This window comes from Sphaerisporangium album (genome assembly GCF_003323745.1).
Taxonomy (GTDB): domain Bacteria; phylum Actinomycetota; class Actinomycetes; order Streptosporangiales; family Streptosporangiaceae; genus Sphaerisporangium; species Sphaerisporangium album.
The window spans coordinates 71425-83874 of the sequence record NZ_QOIL01000005.1 but is presented as its reverse complement, the minus strand read 5'-3'; the positions used below and the strand labels follow the sequence as shown (position 1 = coordinate 83874).

General features: G+C 70.0%; 9 protein-coding genes and 1 pseudogene. 4 read left to right on the top strand and 6 right to left on the bottom strand.

Features of this window, described 5'->3' with window-relative positions:
• Window positions 1–98 precede the first annotated feature (98 nt).
• From DQ384_RS10420 to DQ384_RS42795, 4 genes are all read right to left on the bottom strand, one after another.
• A complete protein-coding gene (locus DQ384_RS10420) occupies window positions 99–1085 on the bottom strand; it encodes a helix-turn-helix transcriptional regulator (RefSeq protein ID WP_114028531.1) in 987 nt (328 codons plus the stop codon).
• Between the two features lie 164 nt (window positions 1086–1249).
• Window positions 1250–2260, bottom strand: a complete 1011-nt coding sequence (locus tag DQ384_RS42805; protein ID WP_245966361.1) for a hypothetical protein — start codon at window positions 2258–2260, stop codon at window positions 1250–1252.
• Between the two features lie 186 nt (window positions 2261–2446).
• Window positions 2447–2749: a SigE family RNA polymerase sigma factor gene (locus DQ384_RS42800; RefSeq protein WP_245966360.1), complete on the bottom strand. Its 303-nt coding sequence runs from the start codon at window positions 2747–2749 to the stop codon at window positions 2447–2449.
• A gap of 48 nt (window positions 2750–2797) precedes the next feature.
• Entirely contained in the window at window positions 2798–2947 is a 150-nt protein-coding gene (locus tag DQ384_RS42795; protein ID WP_245966359.1) for a sigma factor, read from the bottom strand.
• Between the two features lie 844 nt (window positions 2948–3791).
• On the opposite strand from DQ384_RS42795, the gene DQ384_RS10410 reads away from it, so the two are divergent.
• On the top strand, window positions 3792–4556 hold the full coding sequence (locus tag DQ384_RS10410) for a helix-turn-helix domain-containing protein (protein WP_114028530.1): 765 nt from the start codon (window positions 3792–3794) through the stop codon (window positions 4554–4556).
• A gap of 167 nt (window positions 4557–4723) precedes the next feature.
• On the opposite strand, the gene DQ384_RS10405 is transcribed toward DQ384_RS10410, so the two are convergent.
• Window positions 4724–5941 (bottom strand): helix-turn-helix transcriptional regulator, encoded by a 1218-nt coding sequence (locus tag DQ384_RS10405; RefSeq protein ID WP_114028529.1) that lies wholly within the window; start codon window positions 5939–5941, stop codon window positions 4724–4726.
• A 255-nt stretch (window positions 5942–6196) separates the two neighbouring features.
• On the opposite strand from DQ384_RS10405, the gene DQ384_RS10400 reads away from it, so the two are divergent.
• From DQ384_RS10400 to cphA, 3 genes are all read left to right on the top strand, one after another.
• Window positions 6197–6847 (top strand): HAD family hydrolase, encoded by a 651-nt coding sequence (locus DQ384_RS10400; protein WP_114028528.1) that lies wholly within the window; start codon window positions 6197–6199, stop codon window positions 6845–6847.
• 512 nt (window positions 6848–7359) lie between these two features.
• On the top strand, window positions 7360–8187 hold the full coding sequence (locus DQ384_RS10395; protein WP_114028527.1) for a cyanophycinase: 828 nt from the start codon (window positions 7360–7362) through the stop codon (window positions 8185–8187).
• A gap of 44 nt (window positions 8188–8231) precedes the next feature.
• A complete protein-coding gene (cphA, locus tag DQ384_RS10390; RefSeq protein ID WP_181871134.1) occupies window positions 8232–10997 on the top strand; it encodes a cyanophycin synthetase in 2766 nt (921 codons plus the stop codon).
• A gap of 79 nt (window positions 10998–11076) precedes the next feature.
• Here cphA and DQ384_RS10385 read toward each other — a convergent pair.
• Window positions 11077–12307, bottom strand: a pseudogene (locus DQ384_RS10385) (IS110 family RNA-guided transposase).
• Between the last annotated feature and the right edge of the window lie 143 nt (window positions 12308–12450).

Below are 12450 nucleotides of genomic sequence, written 5' to 3'. Positions count from 1 at the left end.
CACCCAGGAAAGGAGCAACAGAGACGAGGACCGAAACCAAAAAGCCCGCGACCACCGGTCGCGGGGTTCACGCTGTGCGCGGACAGCGAAGAAAGCGATCAGATCCAGTTCTCCTCCTTGGCTCGCAGCGCGGCCTGGAAGCGGTTGACGGCTCCCAGCCGGGCCATGAGGTCGGCGACGTAGCGCCGGTAGGTGCGCACCGAGACGTCGAGTTCGCGGGCGGCGATCTCGTCCTTGTCCGCCGTGGCCATCGCTTCCAGGACGCGCTGCTCCATCTCCGTCAGCACCGGCTGCTCGCCCGGCGGCTCGATGTAGGTGCGCAGGTCCACGGCCGAGTTCCACAGGCCATCGAAGTAGATGTAGAGCTGGGAGACCAGGCCGGGCTCCCGTACGAGCAGGGCGCCCTTGGAGTTCTGCTTGGGATCGATCGGGACGACGGCGACGCTGCGGTCGTACATCAGCATGCGGTCCATCGGCTGCTCGGTGATGCGAATCTCCGCTCCGAGGCTGATCAGCTCGCGGAGGTAGGAGAGCATATGCGGGTCATCGAGCGCCGAGGGGTGGAAGATCTCCTTCATCGCGAGCCCCCGGCGCAGCGAGCGGGTGTCGAGCGGCAGCGCCGACTCGATCATCACTTTGGTGAACGGGCCGCCGGGGTGCAGGCAGAGCGTCTCCTTGTACGAGAAGAAGGCGAGGTCGTCCAGGCGCTGGCGGACCCGCGCGCCGTTCTCCACGCGCTCGATGTCCAGCGCCGCACCGGTGCGCTCGCCCTCCTGCATGTCCTCGAGGAAGCCGACGATGGCGTCCCGTGCGGCGAAGACCCGGCGGATCTCGGCGTTGAGCTCGTCGAGGCGCTTCTCCACGAGCCGCTCGATGGCGACTCGCGGCTCGATGGCCACGACGCGGTGCCCGTCGGTGAGGTCGAGCATGGAGAGCTTGCCCAGCGTCTCCACGGCTGCTTCGACGGTGTCGGGGTCCATGGACAGGCTTTCGGGCAGTGAGCCGACGCCTTCACCCCGGTGCCGGAGGAAGTAGCGGTAGATCTCCTCCAGTTCGGGAGTGATACCGATGACTGTAAGGTCCATGGCCCACCTCCCGGCAGTCGGCATGTCTTCCCGCGAAAGCTGCGATCTTTTGTCCGACTTCAGCCCGCATATTGGCAATTATCTGCATTCGGCGGGCGCGGAACCTCTTGTGTCGTGCGCTGTGGCGTCCGCGGCCCAACTGAGCAATAACGCGGTTGCCGCCACTAGGGAATGGGGCACGGCAGCCTGGCGGGGGCGGCGCGGTAGCACGCGGCTCCCGGGCACACGACCTTGCCGATCACGCCGGTGCCGCCGGACTCGACCGCCACGGGCTCGTGACCGAACCGGCGGGCGGCGATCTCCGGCCAGCTCGACCGCCGCAGGTCACCCGGCTCACCGACGAGCCACGGCTCGGCGTCCACGCCCAGGCGCTCCAGGTGCGCGGCGTAGTCGCCCTCACGGTGCCAGACCGCGAAGCGGCGCAGGGCGTCGGTCAGCGCGAGCGCCGTCCATGGCTGCGCCTTCGCCGCCATCGCCCGCAGGAACGCCTCACCGACCGCGCTCCTGACCGTCCGGCCGGCCGCGACCTCCAGCGTGTCGCCCTCGCCGCCGACCATCACCATGGCGATCGTGACGTCGGGCCCGGTGAGCGCGAACGCCGACACCCGCAACCCCAGCCCGGAGGCCGCGGCCATCACACCGGCGGGGAGCAGGCGGTCGAGCTGGGCCGAGACCCTCAGGAGCGGCTGCCGGCGCGGACTCGCCCACCAGCGCGAGACCACGTCGTGGGCGATGATCTCGGCGATGGCCTCGGCGACCCCGAGGTCCACGACGCCGGTCATGACGGGCTCCACCTGGGTCTCACGTTCGCCCAGCCAAACGACCTCCGCAGGGAGCCGGTAGCGGTTCCCGCTCACCAGACCGGTGCCGGGAACGAAGAGCCCCACCGCCTCCGGGGGGTCGGGCACGAAGTCGGCCAGCCGCAGCTCCCTGCCGCGCGGGGCGTCCGGCCGGGCGGGCGAGTCGTACGGCAGCCGGTGCAACTGGTCGAGTGCGGTCGCCCGGGTGAGAGCCCTGGTCTGCGCCTCGTAACGGGAGAAACCGGCGACGACGGCTTCCAGTCCGGAAGCCTGCGCGTACGCCAGGTGAACGGTGCCCCCGAGGCAGTCGGCCAGCTCCGCCACCACCCCCGGCACCGCTGTGGCCGGCCGCGAGCCCGCAGGCGTGGATCCCATCGTGTCTCCTCCGCGCTCGTCCCCGGCCGGGGCAGGCCCGGCGTGGGGATGATCGGCACCGCGGCCGCCTCGCGCCGGCGGATACGGAGGGGGTCCGGTGATGGGCGGACCACGGGCCGAGCTTCCCCACCGGCCAGCATCGGGATGCTGACCCATGCCCAGTACAGTCGCAGGTCGGCCGGGGCGTCAACGCTCGGCCCGCCATCCAGCAATCCCCAAGAAGCCGCGCGGGCGGTCTGGCTGCGGACCGTGGAGGACTCGTTGCCCATGACGCGGGCCGACGTCCTCGACGCTGCGGTCCTCCCGGAAGCGGAGGACGAGGGTGGCCCGCTGCCGTGGGCCGAGCCCGGCGAGCGCGTCTATCAGCGCCATGCGCTCGCTCACCAGGAAGTACGGGTCGGCGGTGGAGGCGGTCTCGGGCACCGCTCCGCTGAGGATTTCGCGCGACCAGCGCAACGTTCTGCGGTCGCTGATGAACAGCCGCCGCATGACCCGCCGCGCGTAGGCGCCGATCCTGTCGTGCCCTTCGAGGGTGCCCTAGTGCCTGTGGAGCGCGATCAGCGTGCGCTGGACCAGGTCGTCGGCCTCGTACCAGTCCTGTGACAGCTGGAAGGCGGTGCGCCGCAGCGCCGGTCTGGTTCTTCGGACGAAACCCGCGAAATCCCCGTCCTCTCGCGCTTCAGCCATTGTCCACACTCCAAGGACGCCGATCCGGCCCGTCCCGCGGGCGCATCGGCATTGCCGCATTCGAAATGTTTGCCAGCTCCCCCCAGAATTGGCCTCCGCATACGCGCGTCACAACCCCTACGAGCCCCTGTGCCCGTATTCACCACCCAACCCATATTCGCCTTCCCGCGACCCCTCTTTCCTCGCCCGGAGCAATAGAGATAGCATCGCGCGTCACAACCCCTACCAACCCCTGTGCCCTTATTCACCACCCAATCCATATTCGCCTTCCCGCGACCCCTCTTTCCTCGCCCGGAGCAACAGAGATTCCATAATCAGGCGATGGCGATCGGGTGAGTGCCGGTAATACCGTGTCCGCTTGCCGGCGAACGCGGTTGCAGGGCATCACGGTCGGCGGCGACAGGTTCGGCTCTCGCGCCCCCGCCTCGAGAGCCGCGGCCGACGCTCCTGCGACGTGCACGGCTTCGCATTCCGACGGCCACTTCACAACGGCACCCCTATTGTGCGGGGGCCGTACCCCTATTTCCCCTGCGTACGACCGTCTGGCCGGACGGCGCGAACGTAAACTCGCGCAGTAAACAGCTCGATGACCGCCAGTAACCTACCCACAGCGACCATATGGCCACCTGAAATCTCTTTCGAATGAATCGACGTCCCCATGCAGCATTCCACCACCTCCGCCGCGTGTAGCAGTAGGCAGTCGAAATCCATTCGATCGCGAATGCCCAGAATGCGCACCAGGGGTGATCGAGGAAACGTCACAATCTAGGAGAAGAATTCGGCCGCCAAACGGGGGCGATCTTACCCGGGATTGCCCGACCCCCTCCTCAACCCGGGAGGACAAATGGACGACGTCATCGAGCGAGCGGTCATGCGGGTGATCGTGAGCATGCAGGAGAACCTCGGCGAGCAGCTCACGATCAACGACATGGCCCGCACAGCCATGTTCAGCAAGTTCCACTTCTCCCGCGTCTTCCAGCGGGTCACGGGGCTGTCGCCGGGCCGGTTCCTGTCGGCGGTGCGGTTACGCGAGGCCAAGCGGTTGCTCGCCACGACGTCGTTGAGCATCATGAACATCAGCCACCAGGTGGGCTACTCCAGCGTCGGCACATTCAGCTCGCGCTTCACGCACAGCGTGGGCCTGCCGCCCAGCAAGTACCGCCAGCACATGAGCATCACGGCGCAGGCACTCCAGGCCGGGCGGGACGCGCCGCCGGCCACCACGACGATGACCCTCAGCGGCACCGTCACCTCTCCGCTGGAGGACCAGCCGGTCTTCACCGGCCTGTTCCCCGACCAGATCCTCGAAGGGCGGCCGGTCAGCTACACCGTGATCAGCGGCCCGGGACCCTACCTGCTGGAGAACGTTCCCGAGGGCCGCTGGCACCTGATCGCGCAGTCCGTGGCCGCCGGCCGCGAGGACGCCATCCACCATCCGCCGCGCGGCGACGACGCACTGTGCATCGCGCGGTCCGGGCCGATCGTGGTCGGCTCCGACGGCGGGGTGCAGCACGCGGACATCCAGCTCAAGCCCATGAGCTCGCTCGACCCGCCGGTCCTGCTCGACCTGCGCGACCTGCTGTCGTCGGCGAACGGCCACGGGAGCTGATCGCGTACACGACGATCCGCAAGCGGTGAGCAGCTCACCACCCGCGGGTCGCGCCCGGACCCCTGCGGACCACGGTCAGTTCCATGGCGCATCTCCCGCTTCCGACCGTGGATCCGGCGGGCGAGCGCACGCGACTCCGTGGCTGCCCTGCCTGTCGGCAGGCCGCCTCAGCGCTCGACCTGGTTTTCGAACTCCACGACCAGGGGCAGGTCGACGCGCCGGCTGAGGTTCAGCTTCCGGTAGGTGCGGGTGAGGTGCTGCTCGACCGTGCTGAGCGTGATGTAGAGCCGGGCCGCGATCTCCCGGTTGGCGTAGCCTGCCGCCGCCAGGGCGGCCACCCGCCGCTCGGCGTCGCTCAGCACGCCGATCAGCTCGCTCGGCAGCGGAGCCGGCACGACGCTCGGGTCGTCGGCCCGGCTCAGCGCGCTGATCATCGGCTCCGCCCGGCACTCGCGCGCCGCGGCCTGGGCGCGGCCCGCGATCGTGCGGGCGCGGCGGTACTCGCCGAGCGCGTCGTACGCCTCGACTAGGTCGAACAGCGCCCTGGCCAGCTCGTACCTGTCACCGGCCATCTGCAGGTACTCGGTCGCCTGCCGGAGCAGCGCCGGGCGGCGCGCGGGCTCGGAGACGGCGGCCTGCAGCCGCAGGGCGATGCCCCTTCCCCTGCGGGCGCCGGCGCCGCAGAGGCCGAGCTGGGCCTCGATGAGCTCTCTGGCCTCCTCGACGTGCCCCATGCGCAGGCAGGCCTCGCCCGCGTCGGCGCGCCACGGGATCAGGCCGGGCGTGTCGAGGTTCCAGGTGACCATCAGCTCGCCGCAGCGCTGGAAGTCGCGCAGCGCCGGCGCGAAGTACTCGTTGGCCATGTTGTAGCGCCCGCGGGCGTACAGGTAGTGCAGGCCGTACCGGGTCTGGAACATGGTCTCGGGCACCGGCCGGTCCAGGTATTGGCGCACGGCGTCGTACTTGCCCATCGCCGTCAGCGCGATGATGAGGCTGCTCAGCGGCCCGCCGACGGCGACGCCCCAGCTGCTCATCGGGATGGTGTCGAGCGCGATGCGGGCGTGGTGGGCGGCGGCGGGCATGTCGCCCTGCCGGAACGCGATCTCGGCGCGGATCGCCGCGAGCCTTGCCTGACTGCTGGGGGCCTGCCTGGACATCGCCTCGGCGCTGAACTTGTCGCACCATGGGACCGCGCAGTCGAAGCGGCCCGCGTAGGTGAGAGCGAGCAGGGCGTTCTCCACGGTGTCCATCGACATCTCGTCGAGATGGGAGTGTTCCAGGATGCGTTCCACGGCGTTCAGGCTCTCCTCGCACGGGCCGCAGGTGAGGACCTCGGCCAGGGCGAGCGTGGCCTCCACCCGCCGGTTGACGGCCACGGACGCCATGCCCGCCAGAACGGTGTCCGAGGGTCGAGCCAGTACCGGAAACCGCCGCCGCGGACACGCGGCTTCGGCTTCCTCACCTGCGCCTCCTGATTCTCACCTCGGGTTCCAGTCCGTCGTCGGCTTGCCTGGAACGTTAGGCCGGGAGACCATCGCTTCCTTATCGTGCGGCTATCATCCGCCGCGCCCGGCGGGAACCTGCCGCTGACGTCGGCATTCGGCGTCGGCAGGCGGGCGCACGCGGGCTAAAATGCGGTCGTGCAGCGGCTTGCCCTCTTCGACCTGGACAACACCCTCATAGACCTCGACGCGGCGTTTCGGGTCTGGGTCGAGGAGTTCGCCGAAGCGTACGGCTTGGGTCCCGAGGCGGTTGACTGGCTGATCGTGCTCGACCAGGCTGGCCACCCTCACCGTGAGGCGTTCTTCAGCATGGTCCGGGAGCACTTCGCTCTGTCGGAGACGGTTGAGGAGCTCTGGGTCCGTTACCGGAGGCAGATGCCCTACCTCGTGCACTGTCGGCCCGAAGTACTGGAGGGCCTAACTCGGCTGCGCGCATCCGGGTGGCGCGTCGCGATCGTCACCAACGGTACGGCGGACAATCAGCTCGGGAAGATCCAGCAGACCGGGTTGGCCGAAGCTGTAGACGCTTACGCGTTGTCGGGGGCCGAGGGCATGCGAAAGCCCGAGGCCGGTCTATTCGAGATCGCGGCCAAGCGTTGCGGCGTCACTCTCGTCGAGGGCGGATGGGTGATCGGTGACAACCTGACCGCTGACATAGCCGGCGGACGCGCCGCCGGTCTCCGAACGATCTGGATCGACAGAGGCGCCTGGTCCGGTGTCGACCACCAGGCCGACCACGTGGTTACCGACGTACTGCAAGCCATCGAGATTCTCGAGAACCTCGGCTGATGTGACGACAACGCTGACGACAACATCAGCCACCGTGAGCGCGCGTCCACATCCGAGCAGCACCGCTGGCATCGGGGCCGCGGGAGCAGGGTGATCGTTCCGCCTGAAAGCGGAAGGTCGGCGGTTCGACCCCGCCCCTGACCACGTTCTGACCAGCGAAAACTCCGAACCATGATTTGGTTCGGGGTTTTACACCAACGGGGTACATCAACCCACTAAGCGGTCTCTTTTCCGAGCCGCTTGAGAACCTTTGTCTTCTCTTTCAATGACGTCTTCTCTTTCAATGACGCGTGCGCGCTGGGGTTGGTGGTGGTGCGGGCAGGGTGCGCGGTAGCTGCCCGAGGAGCTGTCCAGGCAGCGCTCCGGGCCCGGGGCACGGCCGGCACGTCCGCGGCGCCCTGCGCTCCGAGTAACGCGAGCACCCGCGCTCCCAAACCGGCCTATACGGGCCGAACTGGTTGCTCTCGGATGATATTCGACGCCTAAGGGTAACAACTGGTCGAGGAGGGAGCATGGACGCGGACGAAGGGGATAAACCTGGTGATCCGGGCCGCCTGCTTATCATCGGGGGCGCCGAGTGCCGCGGTTCCGGCCTGCTCGAGCGGTTCGTGGAGCTGTCTGGCGGGGAGGCGGCCCGGATCGTGCTGGTCACTACGGCCACCGGGGCGCCCGAGGAGGTGCACGCCGACTACGAGCGGGTGTTCCGCAAGCTCGGCGTGGACCACACCAGGGAACTGCGGCTGCGCGGGCGCTCCGACGCCGACGGCGACAACGCGGCCAAGCTCCTCGACGACGCCACGGGCGTGTTCTTCTCCGGCGGCGACCAGTCGCGGCTGCGCGCCCTGGTCGGCTCGCGGGCCAACGAGATCCTGCGCGACCGGCTGCGCGCAGGCGGCGCGGTCATCGCCGGGACCAGCGCCGGCGCCACCGCCATGGGCCGCACGATGATCCTCGGCGGCGAAGGCCCCGGCGTGTCCGCCGCCACGGTCCGCACCGGCCCCGGGCTCGGCCTGCTCCCGAAGGCGCTCATCATCGACATGCACTTCAGCGAGCGCGGCCGGCTCCCCCGGCTGCTCAGCGCCATGGCGCTCGACCTGGAGTACCTGGGCGTCGGCATCGGCGAGAACACCGGGATCCTGGTCGACGGCACCCGCTTCGAGGTGCTCGGCACCGGCGTGGCCACGGTGGCTGACGGGCGGAACGCCACGGTCATCCACGCCGCCGGGGACGAAGACCCGATCACCCTGTTCGGCGTCCGGCTGCACCTGCTGCCCGCCGGGTGCGTCTTCGACATCGCGACCCGCGAGGCCACCATCGGGCCCGCGCACGACCGGTACTGATCACCGCCAGCCCGCCCATCCGCCCAACCCTTGGGGAGTGTCACGTGCGTCTCGACGACCTGCGTCACCTGAGCGGACCCAACTCATTCAGCACCCGGCCGGTCACCGTCGCGCGGCTCGAGCTCGAGGAGCTGACCGGCCGGAAGACCACCGAGTACCCGGGCTTCGCCGGCCGGCTGACCGCGGCCCTGCCCGGGCTGGCCGAGCACCACTGCGCGGCCGGGCGCCCGGGCGGGTTCCTGGAGGCGATGGCCCGGGGCACCTACTTCGGCCACGTCACCGAGCACGTGGCGCTGGAGCTGTCCAGTCTGGTGGGCCGCGACGTGTACCTGGGCCGGACCATGTGGGCCGGCGCCGACGGCCGCTACGACGTGATGACCGAATGCCCGCAGGACGAGCCCGCGCAGTCCTCGGTGCCGGCCGAGCTGCTGGAACTGGCCATCACCACGGTCGAGCACATTCTTCTTCAACGCATCCCCGACCTGCCGCTCGAACTGGCCAGGATCGCTCGGGTCGTGGAGCGGGAGCGCCTCGGCGTGAGCACGGCCGCGCTCGCGGGCGCGGCCCGCCGCCGGGGGATACCGGTCCGCCGGGTCGGCCGGCTGAGCATGCTGCGGCTCGGCTACGGGCGCTGTCGCCGGCTGGTGTGCGCCGCGCTGACCGAGCAGACGTCCGTGATCGGTGTGGACATCGCGGCCGACAAGATGCTGGCCAAACAGCTGCTGACCGACGCGGGCATCCCGGTGCCCGATGGGGTGGTGGCCTGGAGCGCGGCCGACGCCGCCGGGGCGCTGGGCCGGCTCGGCGGGCCGGTCGTGATCAAGCCGCTCCACGGCAGCCACGGTGCCAACGTTACCGTCGGCGTGACCACCGCCGCGGCCGCGGCCGCGGCCTACGCCCAGGCGGCGGCCGGCGGCGAGGGCGCGATCGTGGAGAAGTTCGTGCCCGGCACCGACTACCGGGTGCTGGTGGTCGACGGCCAGGTGGTGGCCGCAGCCGAGCTGCGGCCGGCCTCGGTGACCGGCGATGGCGCCTCCGACATCACCCAGCTCGTCGACGTGGTGAATGCCGACCCGCGCCGGGGTGAGGGCCACTCCCGAGAGCTGACCAAGATCAAACTGGACGAGCGCGCGCTCGCGCACCTGGAGGCCCAGGGCCTGGGCCCGGCGTCGGTCCCGGCCCGCGGCCGGCTCGTGACCCTGCGCCGGAACGCGAACCTGTCCACCGGCGGAACCAGCCGCGACGTGACCGACCTGGTGCACGAGGACGTGGCCGACGTGTGCCGCCGGGCCGCGGCCGTGGTCGGCCTGGACGTCTGCGGCATCGACGTGCGGCTGGCCGACATCGCGGCACCGATGCGGTGCGGCGGGGCCGGTCACGGCGGGGCTGAGCCCGGGGCCGTGATCGAGATCAACGCGTGCCCGGGGCTGCGGATGCACCTGTCCCCGGCCGAGGGGGCGCCGCGGGACGTGGCCGGCGCGGTGATCGACAGCCTGTACCCGCCCGGCGCCCCATCTCGGGTCCCGGTCGTCGCGGTCACCGGGACCAACGGGAAGACCACGACGGTCCGCATGATCGGCCACATCCTGAGCAAGGCCGGGATGCGGGTGGGGATGTCCACCACGGACGGGGTCTACTCCGGCGGCCGGCTGGTCTACGACGCCGACGCCTCGGGTCCGCGGTCCGCGGACATGGTGCTCGACGACACCAGCATCGACGCCGCGGTGCTGGAGACGGCGCGCGGCGGGATCATCCGCGGTGGGCTCGGCTACGACCAGGCCGACGTGGCCGTGGTCACCAACATCACCGCCGACCACCTGGGCGCGGACGGCGTGGAAGATCTCGACGAGCTGGTCGAGGTAAAGGCGCTGGTCGCCGAGGAGGTTCGCGAGGGCGGGACCGTGGTGCTGAACGCCGACGACCCGGTGGTCGCCGCGCTCGCCGACCGGCCGCGGGTGCGCAGGCACGCGTCCGTGATCAGGTATTTCAGCCTGGTGAACGGCAACCCGGTCATCGAGCGGCACCGGCAGGCGGGCGGCCTGGCCTACGAGCTTCGCAACGGCGAGCTGGTCGAGTTCGATGCGGACCGGGAGCGGGCGCTGCTCAGCGTGGTCGAGGTGCCCGGCGCGTTCGGCGGGCTCGCCCCGCACGTGATCGCGAACGCGCTGGCCGCGGTGGCGGCCTGCCGCGGGCTCGGGGTCAGCGCCAAGGACATCCGGCGCGCGCTGGGCACGTTCACGCCGGGCGAGTCGAACCCGGGGCGCGGCCACGTCTACCTGGCCGGCGGCGGCCCGGTGATCGTGGACTACGGCCACAACGCCGTAGCGCTCGACGCGACCGGCCGCATGATCAGCGATGTCTGGGGCGGCGAGCCCGTGGCCGCGATCACGCTGCCCGGCGACCGCCGCGACGACCTGGTGGCCCGCTCGGCCGAGGCCGTCGCCGCGTGGTTCGGCCGGGTCGTCGTCTACGAGGACGCCGACAAGCGCGGCCGCCGGCCCGGTGAGATGACCGGCCTGATCACCGCGGCCATGCGCCGGGCCCGGCCCGGCATCGGCCTCGCCACCGCCGAAGGACCGCAGGCCGCCCTGCGCATCGCGGTCACGATGGCCGCCGGCCACCCGGTCCTGTTCGTCTACGAGAAGCTAGCCATGGCCCGCCAGGCCCTCGAGGCCCTGAACGCCCGCCCCTGGCCCGCCGGCGCAGTCCCGCCCGCACCCACCGACGCGGTCCCGCCTGCTCCTCCTATCGAGACGCCGCAATCATGGATGACTGGAAGCCCCCTCCGGGGGATGAAGGCGAAGGGGTGAGCTGCTTTACAGCCGGTGTCCACACCTCGGGGCGAACACCCCGGTGACGATTCTCAATGAGGTTGTCAAGGCGATCAAGCTATGCGGCCTGAGGAAGCGGTGGGGTTGCCTCGTAGCATCGCCGGTCGCGGATGAGTGCCCACAGCACGTTGACCCGTCGTCTGGCCAGGGCTAGTACGGCCCGGGTGTGGACCTTGCCTTCGGAGCGTTTGCGCTCATAGAAGGCGCGGGACGCGGGGTGATGGCGGATGCTGACCAGGGCCGAGGTGTAGAAGACGCGGTTCAGGGTGCGGTTGTAGCGGCGGGGCTGGTGCAGATTGCCGCTGATCCGCCCAGAGTCGCGGGGAACGGGGGCGAGTCATGCATAGCCGGCCAGGCGGTCCGGCGAGGCGAAGGCGCTCATGTCGCCGCCGGTAGCGGCCAGGAACTCGGCGCCCAGCAGGACACCGATGCCGGGCATGCTGATGATGAACTCGGCAAGATCATGGCGGTGGAACCGGTCCTGAATGAGCGTGTCCACGTCGTCAATCAGCTCATTGAGCCTGATGAGCTCGGTGGCAAGTTGGGCCACCAGCAGTGCAGCCGCCAGCTCTCCCGGCACCGTGATGGTCTGGGCAGATGCCGCCTGGAACGCTCGCGCGGCCAGCTCGCTCGCACCGCGGCGCAGCCACGCCTCCAGGCCTGCCTGGCCCGCCTGGCGAATGGCCGCAGGAGTCTGATAGCCGGTGAGCAGGACCAATGGTCCCTTGTTGGTCATATCCAGCGCGCGTTCCAGCGCCGGGCAGATGGCCAGGAGCTGGTCGCGCAGCCGGTTGACCGCGCGCGTGCGATCGGCCACCAGGTCTTGGCGGCGGGCCACCAGCATCCGCAACTCGGTGATCAGTTCGCCCTCGGGACGCAGCGTGACCAGATCCCGCCGGATCCGGGCCTGGTCGGCGATGATCGCGGCGCCTTTAGCGTCGGTCTTGCCCGCTCCCCTGTAGCCGTCGGCGGCGCGGTTGACCATGGTGCTGGAGATGTACAGCACCTGCTGGCCATGGCCAAGCAGCACCGCCAGCAGCAGTGCCGCCCCGCCGGTCATGATGTCAACGGCCCAGATCACCATCGGCCAGCGCGCTGACCTCGGTCAACAGCCCGCTCAGGGCAGCTTCGTCGTTGGCTACCCGCCGCGACAGCAGTCGCTTTCCCTCCGCATCGATCACCACCGCGTGGTGGTGGTTCTTGCCGATGTCCACTCCGGCCCACACCCGCTGCAACGTCGTCTCCTCCGGTCGTTGTTGGCGGTCCCGTGGACGACCTCGCCGGCGCATCCCTACACAGCGATGAGCTCGCAATTCTCAATCAGCGGCCGAGTCGTCGTAGGTGCCAGGTGGCCAATCGTCACGAGCCACGGACGGCAGATCGCTCACAGCCACGCCCGACACCCTTGGCGTGTCAGAACCCTACGACCGGT